This is a genomic window from Streptomyces sp. NPDC012794 (genome assembly GCF_042901085.1).
In the GTDB taxonomy this organism is placed as follows: Bacteria; Actinomycetota; Actinomycetes; order Streptomycetales; family Streptomycetaceae; genus Streptomyces.
In genome coordinates this window covers 268,735-286,762 of the sequence record NZ_JBIBCI010000002.1, presented here as the reverse complement: position 1 = coordinate 286,762, position 18,028 = coordinate 268,735, and the positions used below count along the sequence as shown (strand labels likewise).

The 18,028-nt window shown below is 73.8% G+C and carries 18 protein-coding genes; 8 read left to right on the top strand and 10 right to left on the bottom strand.

The window, feature by feature from the left end; genetic code table 11:
- Positions 1–23: 23 nt before the first annotated feature.
- Complete coding sequence (locus tag ACFY7H_RS04470) at positions 24–578, top strand: Lrp/AsnC family transcriptional regulator (protein ID WP_388932924.1); 555 nt, start codon at positions 24–26, stop codon at positions 576–578.
- 85 nt (positions 579–663) lie between these two features.
- On the opposite strand, the gene ACFY7H_RS04465 is transcribed toward ACFY7H_RS04470, so the two are convergent.
- Complete coding sequence (locus ACFY7H_RS04465; RefSeq protein WP_388932921.1) at positions 664–1,257, bottom strand: TetR/AcrR family transcriptional regulator; 594 nt, start codon at positions 1,255–1,257, stop codon at positions 664–666.
- A complete protein-coding gene (locus ACFY7H_RS04460) occupies positions 1,254–2,792 on the bottom strand; it encodes a 3-hydroxyacyl-CoA dehydrogenase (protein ID WP_388932918.1) in 1,539 nt (512 codons plus the stop codon). The genes ACFY7H_RS04465 and ACFY7H_RS04460 overlap by 4 nt, the downstream gene beginning before the upstream one ends.
- Positions 2,793–2,959: 167 nt before the next feature.
- Here ACFY7H_RS04460 and paaN point away from each other — a divergent pair, with 167 nt between their 5' ends.
- Positions 2,960–4,642 carry a phenylacetic acid degradation protein PaaN gene (paaN, locus tag ACFY7H_RS04455; RefSeq protein ID WP_388932915.1) on the top strand — a complete coding sequence of 561 codons (1,683 nt, stop codon included), beginning with the start codon at positions 2,960–2,962 and terminating at the stop codon, positions 4,640–4,642.
- A gap of 140 nt (positions 4,643–4,782) precedes the next feature.
- Here paaN and ACFY7H_RS04450 read toward each other — a convergent pair whose 3' ends face one another.
- The 3 genes from ACFY7H_RS04450 to ACFY7H_RS04440 form a co-directional block, all read right to left on the bottom strand.
- A complete protein-coding gene (locus ACFY7H_RS04450) occupies positions 4,783–5,541 on the bottom strand; it encodes a TrmH family RNA methyltransferase (RefSeq protein ID WP_388932913.1) in 759 nt (252 codons plus the stop codon).
- Positions 5,542–5,619: 78 nt separating this feature from the next.
- Positions 5,620–6,885 carry an HTTM domain-containing protein gene (locus ACFY7H_RS04445; RefSeq protein WP_388932910.1) on the bottom strand — a complete coding sequence of 422 codons (1,266 nt, stop codon included), beginning with the start codon at positions 6,883–6,885 and terminating at the stop codon, positions 5,620–5,622.
- Positions 6,870–7,583 (bottom strand): DUF5819 family protein, encoded by a 714-nt coding sequence (locus tag ACFY7H_RS04440; protein ID WP_388932907.1) that lies wholly within the window; start codon positions 7,581–7,583, stop codon positions 6,870–6,872. Before ACFY7H_RS04440 ends, ACFY7H_RS04445 begins: the two co-directional genes overlap by 16 nt.
- Positions 7,584–7,754: 171 nt before the next feature.
- Here ACFY7H_RS04440 and paaA point away from each other — a divergent pair, with 171 nt between their 5' ends.
- From paaA to ACFY7H_RS04410, 6 genes are all read left to right on the top strand, one after another.
- On the top strand, positions 7,755–8,735 hold the full coding sequence (gene paaA / locus ACFY7H_RS04435; protein WP_388933703.1) for a 1,2-phenylacetyl-CoA epoxidase subunit PaaA: 981 nt from the start codon (positions 7,755–7,757) through the stop codon (positions 8,733–8,735).
- A complete protein-coding gene (gene paaB / locus ACFY7H_RS04430) occupies positions 8,732–9,016 on the top strand; it encodes a 1,2-phenylacetyl-CoA epoxidase subunit PaaB (protein ID WP_125813338.1) in 285 nt (94 codons plus the stop codon). Before paaA ends, paaB begins: the two co-directional genes overlap by 4 nt.
- Positions 9,013–9,750 carry a 1,2-phenylacetyl-CoA epoxidase subunit PaaC gene (paaC, locus tag ACFY7H_RS04425; RefSeq protein ID WP_388932904.1) on the top strand — a complete coding sequence of 246 codons (738 nt, stop codon included), beginning with the start codon at positions 9,013–9,015 and terminating at the stop codon, positions 9,748–9,750. The genes paaB and paaC overlap by 4 nt, the downstream gene beginning before the upstream one ends.
- Positions 9,744–10,250 (top strand): 1,2-phenylacetyl-CoA epoxidase subunit PaaD, encoded by a 507-nt coding sequence (gene paaD / locus ACFY7H_RS04420; protein WP_388932901.1) that lies wholly within the window; start codon positions 9,744–9,746, stop codon positions 10,248–10,250. The genes paaC and paaD overlap by 7 nt, the downstream gene beginning before the upstream one ends.
- Positions 10,251–11,351 (top strand): 2Fe-2S iron-sulfur cluster-binding protein, encoded by a 1,101-nt coding sequence (locus tag ACFY7H_RS04415; protein ID WP_388932898.1) that lies wholly within the window; start codon positions 10,251–10,253, stop codon positions 11,349–11,351.
- Between the two features lie 114 nt (positions 11,352–11,465).
- Positions 11,466–12,608 (top strand): acyl-CoA dehydrogenase family protein, encoded by a 1,143-nt coding sequence (locus ACFY7H_RS04410; RefSeq protein ID WP_388932895.1) that lies wholly within the window; start codon positions 11,466–11,468, stop codon positions 12,606–12,608.
- A 24-nt stretch (positions 12,609–12,632) separates the two neighbouring features.
- Here the strand turns inward: ACFY7H_RS04410 and ACFY7H_RS04405 are convergent, their stop codons facing one another.
- The 5 genes from ACFY7H_RS04405 to ACFY7H_RS04385 all read right to left on the bottom strand — a co-directional run bounded on the left by ACFY7H_RS04405 (position 12,633) and on the right by ACFY7H_RS04385 (position 17,870).
- Positions 12,633–12,977, bottom strand: a complete 345-nt coding sequence (locus ACFY7H_RS04405) for a rhodanese-like domain-containing protein (RefSeq protein WP_388932893.1) — start codon at positions 12,975–12,977, stop codon at positions 12,633–12,635.
- Positions 12,978–13,043: 66 nt separating this feature from the next.
- The gene (locus ACFY7H_RS04400; RefSeq protein WP_388932890.1) at positions 13,044–13,874 is read right to left on the bottom strand and encodes a J domain-containing protein; all 831 of its coding nucleotides are present in this window, start codon (positions 13,872–13,874) and stop codon (positions 13,044–13,046) included.
- A gap of 105 nt (positions 13,875–13,979) precedes the next feature.
- A complete protein-coding gene (locus ACFY7H_RS04395) occupies positions 13,980–15,440 on the bottom strand; it encodes a DUF2252 domain-containing protein (RefSeq protein WP_388932887.1) in 1,461 nt (486 codons plus the stop codon).
- 68 nt (positions 15,441–15,508) lie between these two features.
- Positions 15,509–16,168: a response regulator gene (locus ACFY7H_RS04390; protein WP_388932884.1), complete on the bottom strand. Its 660-nt coding sequence runs from the start codon at positions 16,166–16,168 to the stop codon at positions 15,509–15,511.
- A 10-nt stretch (positions 16,169–16,178) separates the two neighbouring features.
- Positions 16,179–17,870 (bottom strand): sensor histidine kinase, encoded by a 1,692-nt coding sequence (locus ACFY7H_RS04385; protein WP_388932882.1) that lies wholly within the window; start codon positions 17,868–17,870, stop codon positions 16,179–16,181.
- Between the last annotated feature and the right edge of the window lie 158 nt (positions 17,871–18,028).

The following is an 18,028-nucleotide window of genomic DNA, read 5'->3' as shown; positions in this document are numbered from 1 at the left end:
CCAGGAGAGGGAGGCAGTGGGCAATGCCGGATGAACAAATGGCCGGAGCGGGTTCCGCACCGGTCCCACCGGGGGGCGCACCGTCAGGCCCACCTGTCCCGCCCCGCCCCCTGGACCCCATCGACCGTTCGATCATGCGGTTGCTCCAGGCGGACGGACGGGCGTCGATACGGTCGGTGGCCGAGCAGGTGCACGTCTCGCGTGCCAACGCCTACGCGCGGATCAACCGGCTGATCGACGACGGGGTGATCCGCGGCTTCACGGCCCGGGTCAACCACGAGCGCGCGGGCCAGGGCGCTTCGGCCTACATCACGCTGAAGATCGTCCAGAACTCCTGGCGGACGGTGCGCGAGAAGCTGCGCGAGCTCCCGGGCGCGGCGCACATCGCGCTGGTCAGCGGGGATTTCGACGTCCTGCTGCTGGTCCACACCCCGGACAACCGCACCCTGCGGGAGCTGGTCCTGACCCGGCTCCAGGCCATCCCGGAGGTGCTGTCCACGCGGACGCTGCTGGTGTTCGAGGAAACGGATCTGCTGGACCCGGGCCCGTCCGCCGGCCCGTCCCTGGCCGAGGACTGACCGGCCCCGCCCTCACGCAGGCCGCGCGGCCGCCCCGGCGGCGGGCCGCACGGCCCCCGGCGCGCGGCCGGGGCGCCGGCCGGTACTACGGGGCCGGGGTGGTGCGCAGGCCGTCCAGGGCCATGCTGACCACCGCGTCCGCGAGCTGGTCGGGGGTGGTGCCCGGGTGCGGGCGGTACCACTCGACCAGGGAGTTCACCATCCCGAACAGCAGACGGGTGGCGAGCCGGATGTCCACGTCGGCGCGCAGGTCCCCGTCGTTGGCGGCGGCCTTGAGGAGTTCCGCGACCTGGTGGTCGAACTCGCGGCGCCGCTCCAGCGCCCAGCGCTCGGTGCGGGTGTTGCCGCGCACCCGCAGCAGGAGGGTGACGTACGGCAGTTCCGCGACCAGGACCTCGACCGTGCGGCGGGTGACGTACTCGACCCGGGTGACCGCGCGGCCCCGTACGGCGCCCGGCTCCTCCAGGATCGCGAAGAGGCCGTCCAGGGCCCGGCTGACGGCGCGGTGGAGCAGCTCCTCCTTGCCCGCGACGTGGTGGTAGATCGAGGACTTGGAGATGCCGGCCGCCTTGGAGAGGTGCTCCATCGAGGTGCCGTCGTAACCGCGCTCGTTGAAGACCTGCACGGCGACGGACAGGAGCGTCTCCGGGGTGTAGGTGTCCCGCCTGGCCGTGGTCACGCGGTGCCCTCCCCGTTGTCGTCCCCGTCCCCGTCCTCGTCCTCGCCGGCGGCGTAGCCCAGCTTGAACAGTGCGAGCGAGGGAGCGTAACGCCCGCCCGGGCAGCGCTCGTCGAGGTGGTGCAGCAGGTCGTACGCCCAGTCGCGGCCGAGCCGGGCGTGCCATTCGGAGGGACCCAGCGGGTAGTTGACGCCGAGCCGCATCGCGGTGTCGATGTCCTCGGCGGAGGCCACCCCGCGCGCCACCGCGTCGGCGGTGAGGTCGATCAGCATCGCGACGGTCCGGGCGACGATCATGCCGGGGACGTCACCGATGACGGAGACCTTCTTGCCGAGTTTCTGGAAGAGCCCGATCGCCTCGGCGAGGGTGCGCTCGGAGGTGTCCTCGCCGGCGGACAGCGCGATCCGGGTCGCGTCGCGGTAGTCGAGCGCGAGGTCGAAGTAGACGACGTCGGTGAACTCGACCGAGGTCTTGCCGTCGGCGAGCACCAGCTGGCCCTCGCCGGGCAGCTGGATGTACGGGCCCCCGTGCCCGGTGGCGGTGACCGGGATCCCGGCCTCCTCCATGAGGTCCGCCAGGGCGGCGGCCGGGCCGAGGTCGCCGACGACGGTGACCTTCTCCGGCGCCTCCTCGGGGCCCGCCGTGTGCGGAGCGGGCGCCTGCGCGTCCCCGGCGTACGGGAACCAGCCGTGTCCGGTCTTGCGGCCGAGGCGGCCCGACTGGACCAGCCGGCGCTGGGCGAGCGAGGGGGTGAACTTGGGGCTGCGGAAGAAGGAGTCCCAGACGGAGCGGGTGACGGCCTCGTTGACGTCCTGGCCGATCAGGTCGGTCAGCTCGAAGGGGCCCATCCGGAAGCCGCCGCTCTCGCGCAGGACCGCGTCGATGGTGGCGGGGTCGGCGCCCTGCTCCTCGTACACCGCGAAGGCCTCGGCGTAGAAGGGGCGGGCGATCCGGTTGACGATGAAGCCCGGGGTGTCGGCGCAGCGGACCGGCGTCTTCCCCCAGCCCAGGACGGTGCGGTACGCGCTCTCGGCGGCGGCCGGGTCGGTCGCGTGGCCGCTGATCACCTCGACGAGGGGGAGCAGCGGAGCCGGGTTGAAGAAGTGCAGACCGAGGAAGCGCCCGGGGTGTTCCAGGCCGGCGGCGAGCTCGGTGACGGAGAGGGAGGAGGTGTTGGTCGCGAGCAGCGCGTCCTGCGGAACCACCGCTTCGAGGGCCGTGAACAGCTCGCGCTTGACGGCCACGTCCTCGACGATCGCCTCGATCACCAGGGCGGCGGGGGCGAGCCCGGTCAGGGCGTCGACGGAAGCGAGCCGGCGGACGGCCTCGTCGGCCTCGGCCCGGTCCAGCCGGCCCTTGGCGACCAGCCGCTCGACCCGGCCGGCCACGGTCTGGACGGCCTCGCGGGCCCGCTCGGGCGCGGAGTCGTAGAGGCGGACGGGATGACCCGCGAGGAGGGCGACCTGCGCGATGCCCTGTCCCATGGTCCCGGCGCCGATGACCGCCACAGTGCGAGCCCGCTCGATTGCTGTCATGTCCTGATCCTCCCGCACGCGGTTGTCCACAGGTCCGCCGGGCCCTCTTGTACCGACCGATCGTTCGGTTACTCTAACTCCAGTCTGCTCTTCTTCACCCGCCCCCGCCCGATCCCAGTCTGCGAACCAGCCTGATCCCGCCCGGCTCAACGAGGAGTTGGTCCCTGATGGCCGCCGAGCTCACCGTCCCCCAGCTGACCGAGAAGCACCGGACCACCCTGGACCAGGCGCTGGATGCCATCCGCAGCCGCGCCTACTGGTCCCCGCACCCCGAGCACCCCAAGGCCTACGGGGAGAGCGCCCCGGCCGACGGGCTCGCCGCCTTCGAGGCCGTCCGCGGCTCCCGCTTCGACCTCGGGCAGCCCGGCACCGACGGCTGGGCGGGCGGCGAGGTCTCGCCGTTCGGCCCGGAGCTGGGCGTGGAGTACCCGCACGTGGACCCGGACGTGCTGCTGCCCGCGATGCGGGCCGGCATGGGCGCCTGGCGCGACGCCGGACCCGAGACGCGCGCCCTGGTCTGCATCGAGATCCTGTCCCGGATCGGCGCGCGGACGCACGAGTTCGCCCACGCGGTCATGCACACCAGCGGCCAGGCCTTCATGATGGCCTTCCAGGCCGGCGGCCCCCACGCGCAGGACCGCGGCCTGGAGGCCGTGGCGTACGCGTACGAGGAGCAGACCCGGGTCCCCGGGCAGGCCGCCTGGTCCAAGCCGCAGGGCAAGAAGGACCCGCTGGAGCTCGGCAAGACCTTCACGGCCGTACCGCGCGGCATCGCGCTGATGATCGGCTGCAACACCTTCCCCACCTGGAACGGCTACCCGGGCCTGTTCGCCTCCCTCGCCACCGGCAACGCCGTCCTGGTCAAGCCGCACCCGCGCGCCGTGCTGCCGCTGGCGCTGACCGTGAAGGCGGCCCGCGAGGTCCTGGCCGAGGCGGGCTTCGACCCGAACCTGGTCGCGCTGGCCGTCGAGCGGCCGGGCGAGGGCATCGCCAAGACGCTGGCCGTCCGCCCCGAGATCAAGATCATCGACTACACCGGGTCGACCGAGTTCGGTGACTGGCTGGAGGCCAACGCCCGTCAGGCGCAGGTCTACACGGAGAAGGCGGGCGTCAACACCGTCGTCGTCGACTCCACCGACAACTACAAGGGGATGCTGTCCAACCTGGCGTTCTCGCTGTCGCTGTACAGCGGCCAGATGTGCACCACCCCGCAGAACCTGCTGATCCCCCGCGACGGCATCGCGACGGACGCCGGCCACAAGTCGTACGACGAGGTCGTGGCCGACCTCGCCGCCTCGGTCGGCGGCCTGCTCGGCGACGACGCCCGTGCCAACGCGCTGCTGGGCGCCCTGGTGAACCCGGACGTCAAGGCCCGGCTGGAGGCGGCGGCCGGTCTCGGCGAGGTCGCGCTGGCCTCCCGCGAGGTGGCGAACCCGGAGTTCCCCGACGCGGTCGTGCGCACCCCGGTGATCGTGAAGCTCGACGCCGGGAAGCCGGACCCGGAGGCGGCCTACCTCTCCGAGTGCTTCGGCCCGGTCTCCTTCGCGGTGGCGGTGGACTCCACCGCGGACGCCCTCGACCTGCTGCGCCGTACGGTGCGGGAGAAGGGCGCCATGACCGTGGGGGCGTACACCACCTCCGCGGACACCGAGCGGGCCGTGGAGGAGGTCTGCCTGGAGGAGTCGGCGCAGCTGTCGCTGAACCTGACCGGCGGGGTCTTCGTCAACCAGACCGCGGCCTTCTCCGACTTCCACGGCTCCGGCGGGAACCCTGCGGCCAACGCCGCGCTGTGCGACGGGGCGTTCGTCGCGAACCGCTTCCGCGTGGTGGAGGTCCGCCGCCAGGCCTGACGGCGACCGCCCGCCACCGCGTACGGGCCCGCCCGCCGGCCGGGCCCGTACGCGATGCCGCGCCCCCGTGCCGGCCCGGCCCGGGGGCGTCCCGCGCGCGGGCGGCCGGCGGAGGCGCGGGCGGCCCGGCGCCCCGCTTGTCACCGCGCGGCGGGGCCGCCCCAGTGGAAGAGGGTCATGGCCACGCTGGTGGCGAGGTTGTAACTGGAGACCTGGGGCCGCATCGGCAGGGAGACCAGGTGGTCGGCGCGCGCCCGGAGCTCGGGTGAGATGCCGTGGCGTTCGGAGCCGAAGGCGAGCAGGGCGTCGTCCGGGAGCGTGAGGGCGCGGATGTCCTCCCCCTCCGGGTCGAGCGCGTACACCGGCCCGGCGGGCAGCTCCTCCAGCTCCATCCGGTCCACGGTGGTCGCGTAGTGCAGCCCGGCCCCGGCCCGGACCACGTTGGGGTGCCAGGGGTCCAGGTCGCCCCGGGTCACCACGCCCGTCGCCCCGAAGCCGGCGGCGAGGCGGACCACCGCGCCGACGTTGCCCAGGTTGCGCGGATGGTCCAGCAGCACGATGGGGGCCGGCCGGGGCGTCCTCGCCAGCGCGGCCCGTCCGGCCTCCCGGCCGGGGCGTACGGCGAGCGCGGCGACCCCGGTGGGGTGCGCGCGGGGCAGCAGCTCCTTGAGCGGGGCCCGCCGCACGAGCCGGGCCACCTCCGGTTCCACGTCCGGGGCCAGCCCGGCGGCGAGCTCCCGTACGGCACCGGGCTCGTCGGCGACCACCGCCAGCACCTCGGCGCCGAAGCGCAGGGCGTGCTTCAGCGCGTGGAACCCGTCGAGCAGCACCACGTCATCCCGGTCGGCGCACTCGCGCCACTCCCGCTGGACCTCACCGGAACCCTGCCGCTCACTCATGCCCCCGACCCTACGACGCCCGCCGCCGGAGCCGCCGCGAAGGGGCCATCGGCCCGGCGCGGCCCCGGAGCGGGCACCTCAGCCGGACTCCGGGGGCGCGGTCCCGGCGACCGGGCCGCGGGGCGCGGCCACCGGGGTCCGGGGCGGGGCCCCGGGGAGCGGGGCGGTGTCCGGGGCGGTGTCCGGGGCCGGGGCTCCGCGCAGCGGTACGCCGGTCCCGTCCGCCGCCCGCGCCCGGGCCGCCGCCCACGCACCGGCCACCCGCGCCCCGATCCACACGAGCAGCCCCGTGGGCAGGAACACCGCGTCGGCGGCGATCATCGCCAGCGAGAAGAACGGCAGCCCCAGCAGCACCGCGATCCCGGCGTGCTCCAGCATCATCACCGCCAGCAGCACGTTCTTGACCCGCCGGTTGAACAGCGCGAACGGGAAGGCCACCTGCACCGCGACGGTCCCGTACGTCAGCAGCATCACCACCAGCCCGCTGCCCGCCATCACGTCCGACAGCCAGGGCCAGGGGGTGAAGTAGTCCAGGCGGAGCGGGTAGTACAGGGCGGTCCCGTCCTGCCACCGCGAGCCCTGGATCTTGTACCAGCCGGCGGTCGCGTAGATCAGGCAGACCTCCGCCGCGATCACCAGCATCCCGGCGTTGTGCAGCAGGTTCGCGAGGACGTCGAGCGTCGCGCGCCGCTCTCCCTCCGGTTCGTGGCGGTCGGCCAGCCACCACAGCGCCGTTCCCGCCCACAGCACCGAGAAGGCGGTCAGCCAGAGCGCGCCGAGGTGTCCGGCGAGCGCCCCGTACGCGAACAGGGCCCCCAGCACCGTCCACAGCACGGGCCCCGCCGCCCCGGCCGTGGCCGAGCCCCGCAGCCGGGCCCGGCGCGCGTCCAGCGACCAGACCCGCGCGCAGCGCGTCAGCACGAGGTAGACCGCCATCAGGTGGATGACGTTGTCCCCGCCGTCGCCCATGAAGACGCTGCGGTTCTGCAGCGACAGCACCCCGACCATGAAGAGGACCGACGTCGCCCGCGTCCGCCAGCCCAGCAGCAGCAGCGCGCTCGCGAGCACGGAGAGCGCGTACACGCTCTCGAACCACAGCGCGGAGTCCGACCACATCAGCACCGTGAAGGCGCGGTTCGAGGCGATCAGCCGCTCGGCCAGCTGCCAGCTCCACGGTCCGTCGGGCCCGTACAGCTCGTGCCGGTTGGGGAACTCCCGCAGCAGGAAGAACAGCCAGGTCGCGGCGAAGCCGATGCGCACGACGGCGCTCTGGTACGGGCCCAGTGCCTGCCCGGTGGCCTTGGCGACCGCCCGCGCGAGGGCGCCCGTCACACGTTCCACCACGGCAGCTCCCGGTAGTACGTCTGGGTGTCGGTCTTCTCCTCGCTCCAGGGCGGCGCGGCCACGGACCGCGTCGCCGAGCGCAGCTGGATCCGTACGATCCGCTCGCCGTCGGGCGTCTCGGGGGGCTTGCCGACCGATGTCCCGGCGGTCAGCCGGGTCAGGGCGATCCGCTTCAGGTACTGCTCGGACAGCTCGCCGCGCTCGCCGTCGGGCTTGTTGTCCTCGTCGTGGGAGCCGGTGAAGAAGTCCCAGGCCCTGCGGAGCTCGTTCTGCTCGGTGTGGCTCGGCAGCAGGCCGTGCCGGATCGCCGCGCCGTCCTCGGCGGACAGGTCGCGCCAGTCGCGGGTGACGAGGCCGCCGTCAGCGGTGCGGACCTGGGCGCGGACCTCGACGGCGATGTTCTGCTGGAGCGGGTTGGGCGCGAACAGCTTCCAGTTCTGTTCGAACTCGGGATAGATCCAGCCGTCCACGAGCCGCGCGTGCTGCTTGCTGACGGTGTTGGAGGGCGCGACGTGCAGGAAGACCAGCCCCAGGTGCAGGCAGGCGCCGACGCCCAGGGCCGCCGCGGCGAGGGCCGCCAGGACCCGGTACGGGGCGGACAGACCGGCCAGCCCGGGCGCGCGCGACGGGGCTGCGGGCACCGCAGCGGCGGGCGGCGGAAGTGCTCCTTCCGCAGGCTCGCGCTCGTTCGAATCCATCCCGTCCCGATCATCCGGCGTCCACAGGGTTGCCCACAGAGGTTGACACCCTACGGGCCGCCGTCTCACCATTGAAGAGGATGAACCGAACGATCGGTCGGTCGGGCGGACGGCACACTCTGACAGGGGACCGGGATGGTCGCAGTGACCCCGGAAACGGGCACGTCAGGCATGGTGGACGGCGCGGTGGACGGGCAGTCCGCGGACCTCGGCGCACAGCTCCGTGCCGACTTCGACGCCGCGGTGGCGGCGGACGAGCGCGTGGAGCCTCGGGACTGGATGCCCGAGGAGTACCGCGCCTCCCTGGTCCGGCAGATGGCGCAGCACGCCCACTCCGAGATCATCGGCATGCAGCCGGAGGCCAACTGGATCACCCGCGCGCCCTCCCTGCGGCGCAAGGCGATCCTGATGGCCAAGGTGCAGGACGAGGCGGGCCACGGCCTCTACCTCTACAGCGCCGCCGAGACCCTCGGCACCAGCCGCGACGAGCTGCTCGACAAGCTGCACTCGGGCAAGCAGAAGTACTCCTCGATCTTCAACTACCCCACGCTCACCTGGGCCGACGTCGGCGCCATCGGCTGGCTCGTGGACGGCGCGGCGATCACCAACCAAGTGCCGATCTGCCGCTGCTCCTACGGCCCCTACGCCCGCGCCATGGTCCGGATCTGCAAGGAGGAGTCCTTCCACCAGCGCCAGGGCTACGAGCTGCTCCTCGCCCTCTCGCGGGGCACCGAGGCCCAGCACGCCATGGCGCAGGACGCGGTCGACCGCTGGTGGTGGCCCTCCCTGATGATGTTCGGCCCGCCGGACGACGAGTCGGCGCACTCGGCGCAGTCGATGGCCTGGCGGATCAAGCGGCACTCCAATGACGAGCTGCGCCAGCGCTTCGTGGACATCGCCGTCCCGCAGGCCGAGTCGCTGGGCCTGACCCTGCCCGACCCGGACATCAAGTGGAACGAGGAGCGCGGGCACTACGACTTCGGCGCCATCGACTGGGCCGAGTTCTGGGACGTCCTCAAGGGCAACGGCCCCTGCAACGAACAGCGGATCAGCCAGCGGCGCAGGGCGCACGAGGAAGGCGCCTGGGTCCGCGAGGCCGCCTCCGCCTACGCCGCGAAGCACACCAGCACCGGACGAGAGGTACAGGCATGACGCAGAACTGGCCCCTGTGGGAGGTGTTCGTGCGCTCGCGCCGCGGCCTCTCGCACACGCACGCGGGAAGCCTGCACGCCCCCGACGCGGAGATGGCCCTGCGCAACGCACGCGACCTCTACACGCGGCGCAACGAGGGCGTCTCCATCTGGGTGGTGCCCTCCACCGAGATCACCGCCTCCTCGCCGGACGAGCGGGACCCGTTCTTCGCCCCGTCGGCCGACAAGCCCTACCGGCACCCCACCTTCTACGAGATCCCCGAGGGGGTGCGCCACCTGTGAGCGCCGGCACCGACACCCTTACCGCGGCCGCCGCCCTCGCCCTCGGCGACGACGCGCTGATCCTCTCCCACCGCCTCGGCGAGTGGGCGGGCCACGCTCCCGTCCTGGAGGAGGAGGTCGCCCTGGCCAACATCGCCCTGGACCTGCTCGGGCAGGCCCGCCTCCTGCTGTCCATGGCGGGCGACGAGGACGAGCTGGCCTTCCTCCGCGAGGAGCGCTCCTTCCGCAACCTCCAGCTGGTCGAACAGCCCAACGGGGACTTCGCCCACACCATCGCCCGCCAGCTCTACTTCTCCTTCTACCAGCACGAGCTGTACACGGAGCTCGCCGCCGGGGACGGACCGTTCGCCCCGCTCGCGGCCAAGGCCGTGAAGGAGACCGCCTACCACCGGGACCACGCCGAGCAGTGGACGCTGCGCCTCGGCGACGGCACCGAGGAGAGCCGGACCCGGATGCGCACGGCGCTCGACGCCCTGTGGAAGTTCACCGGGGAAATGTTCCAGCCGGTCGAGGGGCTCGGCCTGGACCGGGCCGCCATGGAGGCCCTGGAGGCCCGCTGGCTGGCCGCGCTGGGCGACGTACTGGACCGGGCGGGGCTGACGCGGCCCGAGGGGCCGCGTACGGGCGCCTGGGCCGCCGGAGCCGGCCGCGAGGGGCTGCACACGGAGCCGTTCGGGCGGCTGCTCGCCGAGATGCAGCACCTGCACCGCAGCCACCCCGGAGCGTCGTGGTGAGCGCCGGGGCCGGAACCACCCGCCTGGAGGCGGAGCTGGCCGAGCTGGCGGGCTCCGTCCCCGACCCCGAACTGCCCGTGCTGACCCTGGCCGAGCTGGGAGTCCTGCGCGGGGTGCGGATGCACGAGGACGGCCACGCCGAGGTGGTCCTCACCCCCACCTACACCGGCTGCCCGGCCATCGAGGCGATGTCCGCCGACATCGAGCGGGCCCTCACCGCCCACGGCATACCCGAGGTGCGGGTCACCACGGTCCTGGCCCCCGCCTGGTCCACCGACGACATCAGCGCGGAAGGCCGCCGCAAGCTGGCCGAGTTCGGCATCGCCCCGCCCCGCCCGCACTCCGCCGGCGGACCGGTGCCGCTCACGCTGTCGGTCCGCTGCCCCCACTGCGGCTCGACGGACACCGAGCTGCTCAGCCGCTTCTCCTCCACCGCGTGCAAGGCGCTGCGCCGCTGCGTCGCCTGCCGCGAACCGTTCGACCACTTCAAGGAGCTGTAGATGGCCGCACCCCGCCACGGCGCGTTCCACCCGCTGACGGTGGCGGAAGTCGACCGGCTCACCGACGACTCGGTGGCACTGACCCTCCGCGTTCCCGAGGAACTGCGCGAGGACTACCACCATCTCCCCGGACAGCACCTGACGCTGCGCCGCCGCGCCGCCGAGGGCACCGAGGTCCGCCGCACCTACTCGATCTGCTCCGCCGCCCCGGCCCCCGACGGCCCCGGACCGGACCAGCTGCGGGTGGGGGTGCGCCTGGTGGAGGGCGGCGAGTTCTCCACGTTCGCGCACAAGGAGGTCGCCGCCGGGGATGTGCTGGACGTGATGGTCCCGGCCGGGCGGTTCGTGCTGGACCCGGCCGCCGCCCCGCCGGCCGCGCACTACGCGGCGATCGTCGGCGGCAGCGGCATCACCCCGGTGCTGTCGATCGCCGCCTCGCTGCTGGCGGCCCGGCCCGACGCCCGGTTCTGCCTGGTGCGCAGCGACCGCACGGCGGCCTCGACGATGTTCCTGGAGGAGGTGGCCGACCTCAAGGACCGCTACCCCCACCGTTTCCAGCTGGTCACCGTCCTGTCCCGCGAGGAGCAGGAGGCCGGGCTGCCCTCGGGGCGGCTCGACGAGGCCCGGCTGGTGTCCCTGCTGCCCGCGCTGCTGCCGGTCGCGGAGGTCACGGGCTGGTTCCTGTGCGGTCCCTACGGGCTGGTGACCGGCGCGGAGCGGGCCCTGGGCGCGCTGGGCGTCGTACGGACGCGGGTGCACGAGGAGATCTTCCACGTCGAGGACACCGCCCCGCAGGTCCCCGCCCGCACCGTCGCGGCTCCGGCCCGCGGCCGGGTGACCGCCCGGCTCGACGGCCGCTCGGGCACCTGGCCCGTCCAGGACGGCGAGTCCCTGCTGGACACCGTGCTGCGCAACCGCGCGGACGCCCCGTACGCCTGCAAGGGCGGGGTCTGCGGCACCTGCCGGGCCTTCGTGGTCTCCGGTGAGGTGCGGATGGACCGCAACTTCGCGCTGGAGGCGGAGGAGACCGAGGCGGGGTTCGTGCTGGCGTGCCAGTCCCACGCCATGACGGAGGAAGTGGAGATCGACTTCGACCGTTAGGCCCCTGACCCCGCGGCACCCCTCAGGGGTGCCGGGGGCCTGTCCAATTGCCGCCCGCTGCTCTATCTTGACGCCCCGTCAGATCCGGAGTGGACGCGCACAGGAGGACAGGCAGTGGACTTCGCCTTCACCGAGGAACAGCAGGCCGCCGTCGAGGCCGCCAGGGCCGTCTTCGCCGACGTCGCCCCCGACGGCGTCCCCAGCCCTGCCCTCACGTCCGGCGCCGTCGCGGACGGGTTCGACCGGCCGCTGTGGAACAGGCTCGCCGCCTCCGATTTGCTGAGCCTCGTCCTCGCGGAGGAACACGGCGGTGCGGGCCTCGACACCATCGCCCTGTGCCTCGTGCTGCGCGAGGCCGCCAAAGTGCTGGCCCGGGTACCGCTGCTGGAGCACTGCGCCACCGCCATGGCCGTCCAGACCCACGGCAGCCCCGGGCTGGCGGCCGCCCTGCTGCCCGGCGCCGGAAGCGGCACCCTCGTCCTCACCGCCGCCGCGCACGGCCGCACCGGCCACGACCCCGCCGAGCTCGCCGTCACCGCGCGCCGCGAGGGCCCCGACTGGCTCCTCGACGGGGTGCAGACCGCCGTGGCCTGGGCCCACGGCTCCGACTGGATCGCCGTACCCGCCCACAGCGGCGGGGGCGGGGCCGTCCTCGCCCTCCTGCCCCGCGTCTCCCCGGGGCTCACGCTCGCCGACCAGTACTCCACCAGCGGCGAGCGGCTCGCGGAACTCACCCTGGACGGGGTCCGGGCACCCGCCGCCCACGTGATCGACGCGCCCGGCGCCTGGGACCGGCTCCACCAGCTCCTGGCCACCGGCACCTGCGCCCTCGCCCTCGGCCTCGGCGAGGCCGCCCTCACGATGACCAGCCAGTACACGGGCAAGCGGGAGCAGTTCGGCTTCCCCGTCGCCACCTTCCAGGCCGTCGCGGTACAGGCCGCCGACCGCTACATCGACCTGCGCGCCATGGAAGCCACCCTCTGGCAGGCCGCCTGGCGGCTCGACGCCGCGACCGGAGGGGCGGGCGGGCCGCTGCCCAGCGCCGGGGACGTCGCCGTCGCCAAGATCTGGGCCTCCGAGGGCGTACGCCGGGTCGTACAGACCGCCCAGCACCTGCACGGCGGCTTCGGTGCCGACACCGACTACCCGCTCCACCGCTACCACGCCTGGGCCAAGCAGCTGGAGCTCCAGCTCGGCCCGGCCGCCGCGCACGAGGAGGCCCTGGGCGACCTGCTGGCCGCCCACCCCCTCGGCTGACACCCCTCAGAACACGGAGGGCGGTCAGAGCACGAAGGCCGGGTTCCCGCCGTCCGCCACCATCGGGCGCCCGGCGCGGTCCCACGCCTGCATCCCGCCGTCCACGTTCACGGCCTCGATGCCCTGGCGCACCAGGTACTGGGTGACCTGCGCGCTACGGCCGCCCACCCGGCACATCACGTACGCCGTGCGGCCGTCCGCGACCGCCTCCGTGACCTCGCCGAAGCGCGCCACGAAGTCGCTCATCGGGACGTGCAGCGCACCCTCGACGTGCCCGGCCGCCCATTCGTCGTCCTCACGGACGTCGAGGACGAAGCCATCGGCGGGCACCGACGCGGCGTCCACCGAGGGAAGCGGTCCGAGGTTCATAACAGTCGCCTTCTCTCTTCACGGATCTGGTCTGCCAACCTATCCGACGCCCCGGCCGGGCCGGGCTCATCCGGCGCTGTACGACGCCAGCTCCGCCTCGCGCTCCGAGACCTGCGCCAGCAACTGCTCCGCGATCTCCTCCAGCAGCCGGTCCGGGTCGTCCGGAGCCATCCGCAGCATGGCTCCGATCGCGCTGTCCTCCAGCTCCTTGGCCACCAGCGAGAGCAGCTCCTTGCGCTGGGCCAGCCACTCCAGCCGGGCGTACAGCTCCTCGCTCTCGCCCGGGCCGGCCTCCTCGGGCGCCGGGCCGGCCTCCCACTCCTCGGCCAGCTCGCGCAGCAGCCGCTCCTCACCACGCCCGTAGGCGGCGTTGACCCGGGCGATGAACGCGTCACGGCGGGACCGCTCGGCCTCGTCCTGCGCCAGGTCCGGATGGGCCTTGCGGACCAGCTCCCGGTACAGGCGGCGCACCTCCTCGGTGGGCCGTACCCGCTGCGGCGGCCGCACCGACCGGTCGGTGAGCATCGCGGCGGCGTCGTCGGAGAGGCCGTCCGAGCCCAGCCAGTCGTGGAACAGCTCCTCCACCCCCGGCATCGGCATGACCAGCGAGCGGGCCTCCTGGGCCCGCCGCAGGTCCTCGGGATCGCCGCTGCGGGCCGCCTTCGCCTCCGCGATCAGCGCGTCCAGCTCGTCGAGGCGCGAGTACATCGGCCCGAGCTTCTGGTGGTGCAGCCGGGAGAAGTTCTCGACCTCCACCCGGAAGGTCTCCACCGCGATCTCGAACTCGATCAGTGCCTGCTCGGCAGCGCGCACGGCGCGTTCCAGCCGCGCCTCGGGCCGCTCGTCAGCGGGAACGGCGGGCTCTTCGGGTGCGGTGTGTTCGGTCTGCTCGCTCACCCGGCCAGCCTACGGCCCGCCCCGGCGCGTGTTTCACGTGAAACACATCCCGGACCGCCACCCCGCCCGCCGCCGCCCCGCCGCCGTCCCGCCGGAGCGGACGGTTCAGACCCCGAACTCCGCCGCGATCCGTCCCGAGCGCACCGCCGCCACCAGGTGCGCGTGGTCGGCCTCGCTCCGGTCGGCGTAGGCCACGGCGAAGCCGGCGATCGCCTCGTCCAGCTCCTCGTTCTTGCCGCAGTACCCCGCCAGCAACCGGGGATCGGCGCTGTGCGCGTGCGCCCGGGCCAGCAGGGCACCGGTCATCCGGCCGTAGTCGTCGAACTGGTCCACGGCCAGCGCCGCCGGGTCCACGCTTCCCTTGCGGTTGCGGAACTGCCGGACCTGGTACGGACGCCCCTGGACGGTGGTCCAGCCCAGCAGGCTGTCGGAGACCACCTGCATCCGCCGCTGCCCGGCCACCACCCGACGCCCCTCGTGCTCCTCGGGCGCCGCGTGGAAGCCGAGCCCGGGCAGGTACGGCAGCAGCACCGAGGGCCGCGCCTCCTTCACCTGGAGCACCAGCGCCTCGCCCCGGTGGTCCAGCAGCAGCACCACGTACGAGCGGGTGCCCACACTGCCCGTGCCGACCACCCGGAAGGCCACGTCGTGGATCGCGTACCGGGCCAGCAGCGGCAGCCGGTCCCCCGACAGGGTCGCCAGGTACGGGCCCAGCGAGGCGGCCACGGCGGCGGCCTCCTCGTCCCCGACCCGGCGCAGCACCGGCAGCGCGTCCACGAAGCGTCGCCCGCCGTCGGCCAGGACCTCCGTCGACCGGGCCGCGAACCGGGCGGAGGTGTTGTTGCGGGCCTTCTCCGAGACCCGCTCCAGCGTGCCCACCAGGTCCCGGGCGTCGGTGTGCGAGACCAGCTCCTCGTCCGCGATGGCGTTCCACGAGTCGAGCGCGGGCAGCTTCGCCAGCAGCCGCATCGTGCGCCGGTACGCGCCCACCGCGTCCCGCGCCGCCGCCAGGCAGGTGTCCTCGTCGGCCCCCGCCACGCGCCCGGCCAGCACCAGGGAGGTCGCCAGCCGCTTCACGTCCCACTCCCACGGGCCGAAGACGGTCTCGTCGAAGTCGTTCAGGTCGATCACGAGCCGGCCGCGCGCGTCCCCGTACAGGCCGAAGTTGGCCCCGTGGGCGTCACCGCAGATCTGCGCGCCCACCCCGGTCACCGGGCCGCCGGACAGATCGTGCGCCATCAGTCCGGCCGCCCCGCGCAGGAAGGCGAAGGGGTTCGCGGCCATCCGGCCCACCCGTATCGGGGTCAGCTCGGCGACCCGCCCCACGTTGGACTCCTCCACCGCGCGCACGGCGTCCGGGCGCCCGGCGGGGGGCTCGAACCGCGCGTGCGCCGCGCGCGGTACGCGCAGCCGCAGCGCCTTCCCGGCCTCCTTGGGCGAGCCGACCGCGCTCCGAGGCGCGAAGCCCTCGACGCGCGGGATCCGCCCGCCGGACCACCCCGCCGGACCACCCGCCTCCGCGCCCGCCGCTTCAGCCGCCGCGTACTGCCCCGGTATCGCCACCATCCGCGCTGCCCCGCCCTGTTCGCGCCACACCGGCCACCGCGTGGCCGGTCAAGTCCGGCAGACCGTACCTACAGCCCGGCGTCCCTGGCCAGCAGGGCGGCCTGAACGCGGTTCTCGCACGCCAGCTTCGCCAGGATGCGGCTCACGTACGTCTTCACGGTCGCCTCGCTCATATGGAGCCTGCGCCCGGCGTCCGCGTTGGACAGGCCTTCCCCCAGCAGCGCCAGCACGCCGCGCTCCCGCTCGCTCAGCTCCGCGACCCGCCGCCGTGCCTCCTCGCCGCGTCCCGCGGCCGGACCGGCCGCCAGCTGGTCCACCACGTGCCGGGTCGCGCCGGGCGAGAGGTACGCGTCCCCGGCCGCGGCCGCCCGCACGGCGCCGATCAGCTCACCCGGCGCCGAGTCCTTCAGCAGGAACCCGGCTCCGCCCTGGCTCAGCGCCCGCAGGACGTTCTCCTTCTCCCCGAAGGTGGTCAGGACCAGCGCCCTTACCGCCGGGGCGGCCCGCACCACCTCGCCCAGCGCCGTGAGCCCGTCCATCACGGGCATCTGGATGTCCAGCAGCAGCACGTCCGGGGCATGGGACAGCGCCAGCTCGACCGCCTCCCGGCCGTTGGACCCCTCGGCGACGACCTCGATGTCCGGAGCCGAGGTCAGGATCATCCTGATCCCGGCCCGGATCAGCGGCTCGTCGTCAGCGATCACCACTCTGATCACCTTGGCTGTCACCCGCGCGCTCCTACTGCTCGACCTCGTACGCCTGCTTGTCCACGAGCTTGCCGTCCCGGAAGCAGAACCGGAAAACGGTGTCCTCGGTCAGCTTCGAGGAGTCGCTGGAGATCAGCGCCAGGCAGTCCGAGCCCTCCGGCCGCTGCGGGCCCTTGCGGTCCATCCCCGACGTCAGCACGCTGTTCCCGTCCGGCAGCCGCGACCGCACGGCATGCTCGGACTCGCCCACGTGGACCGCGTCGTACTCCTCCTCGCTGATCATCGCCTTGTCCGCCGAACCCACCAGCATCACCACCGCGGCGCCCATCACGATGATCAGCAGCACCAGTGCCGCCACGGCGATCCCGCAGCCCATCGCCACACCGCCGGCCCGGGTCCGTACCGGCACCGTCAGCTCGCGGTCCAGCGCGGCCCAGTCCATCGGCGGCGCGCCCTTCAGCGCCAGCGCCCGGGCCTGCGACCGCTGGCCGAAGTCGTCGGCCACGTCCTCGACGAGCCCGGCCGGCTCCGTCCCGTACGGCAGCACTCCCGCCACCCGGAACCCGCCGCCGTCGGTCGCTCCCGCGTGCACCATGCCGCCGACCAGGCGGGCCCGCTCCCGCAGCCCCGTCAGCCCCTGTCCGCCCGAGACGACCTCGCCGCCCGAACCGCGCCCGGCCGCCGGACCGTTGGCGATCTCCACCACCAGGGAGTCGTCCTCGTACCGGAGTTCCACGGTGATCGCCGACCCCGGAGCGTGCTTGTAGGCGTTGGTCAGCGCCTCCTGCACGATCCGGTACGCCGCGTGGTCGCAGGCCGCGACCAGCGGCCGGGGCTTCCCCGCCGTGCCCAGCCGTACGTCGGTCCCCGCGGCCCGCGCCGCCTCCACGATGCCCGCGATACCGGCCACCCCCCGTGCGGCCGGCTGCGCCTCCTCCGCCGGCGCCGGTGCCTCCACGCCGTCGCGCAGGATCCCCACGACTTCCCGCAGCTCGTGCATGGCCGCCACCGAGGCCTGCCGCAGCACTCCCACCGCCTCGCGCTGGCGGTCGGTGAGCGCGGGATCCACCTCCAGCGCCCCGGTGTGCACCGAGATCAGCGCCAGCTGGTGGCCCAGGCTGTCGTGCATGTCCTGGGCGATCCGCTGCCGCTCCCGCAGCCTGGCCTGCCCGGCGACCATGGTCCGCTCGCGCAGCAGCTGGTCGTTGCGCTCCTGGAGCGCGCTCAGCAGGGTCCGGCGCTGGTGCCAGTAGCGGCTGGCCAGACCCGGCATGACGGTCGCCGCGAGGAACAGCAGGGTGGAGAACACGACCACCAGCAACGGCTGCGTCTGCGTCCCCTGGTCGACGAAGGTCAGGCAGACCGCGGCGAGGAAGGCCAGCAGGAAGGCACCGAGCGCCCGGCCCACGCCGATGATCCGCCGGCCCGCGGACCAGCCCAGCAGCACCGTCACGAGGAACACCCCGGGCAGCAGCCCGCTCGCGGCGGAGCCCACCACCAGCGTGACCGCCGGCAGCCGCCGCCGCAGCAGCGTCAACGACACCACGGTCACGACGCCGAGGACCGTCTTCAGTCCCGAGCTGTTGCTGAGTTCGTCGACACCGATGCCGAGCAGCGCCATCACGGCGGCGATCGTGAGGTCCGCGGCCAGCGCGCGCCGGGTCCAGGGCTCCGGCCCCTTCAGCCAGTCCCAGCCCGCACGTGTCCTCGCCTTGGCATCCACACGCCCGACCCTAGACACCGGCCCCCGCCGCCGGCGGCCTTCTTTCGTCGCGCGCGGCACGACGAAAGTCGCGGGGGACCGGAGTGAGGAAGCCGATGGCGAAGCACTTCGAGAAAGGGGACGGAGAAGAGGGGGGAGGGGCAAGGGGGCGGCCGGAC

Excerpts from the sequence above, each read along its gene's own strand:
- ACFY7H_RS04470 (WP_388932924.1), top strand. The coding sequence starts at position 24 with ATGCCGGATGAACAAATGGCCGGAGCGGGTTCCGCACCGGTCCCACCG.
- ACFY7H_RS04460 (WP_388932918.1), bottom strand. The coding sequence starts at position 2,792 with ATGACAGCAATCGAGCGGGCTCGCACTGTGGCGGTCATCGGCGCCGGG.
- paaN (WP_388932915.1), top strand. The coding sequence starts at position 2,960 with ATGGCCGCCGAGCTCACCGTCCCCCAGCTGACCGAGAAGCACCGGACC.
- ACFY7H_RS04450 (WP_388932913.1), bottom strand. The coding sequence starts at position 5,541 with ATGAGTGAGCGGCAGGGTTCCGGTGAGGTCCAGCGGGAGTGGCGCGAG.
- ACFY7H_RS04440 (WP_388932907.1), bottom strand. The coding sequence starts at position 7,583 with ATGGATTCGAACGAGCGCGAGCCTGCGGAAGGAGCACTTCCGCCGCCC.
- paaA (WP_388933703.1), top strand. The coding sequence starts at position 7,755 with ATGGTGGACGGCGCGGTGGACGGGCAGTCCGCGGACCTCGGCGCACAG.
- paaB (WP_125813338.1), top strand. The coding sequence starts at position 8,732 with ATGACGCAGAACTGGCCCCTGTGGGAGGTGTTCGTGCGCTCGCGCCGC.
- ACFY7H_RS04415 (WP_388932898.1), top strand. The coding sequence starts at position 10,251 with ATGGCCGCACCCCGCCACGGCGCGTTCCACCCGCTGACGGTGGCGGAA.
- ACFY7H_RS04405 (WP_388932893.1), bottom strand. The coding sequence starts at position 12,977 with ATGAACCTCGGACCGCTTCCCTCGGTGGACGCCGCGTCGGTGCCCGCC.
- ACFY7H_RS04395 (WP_388932887.1), bottom strand. The coding sequence starts at position 15,440 with ATGGTGGCGATACCGGGGCAGTACGCGGCGGCTGAAGCGGCGGGCGCG.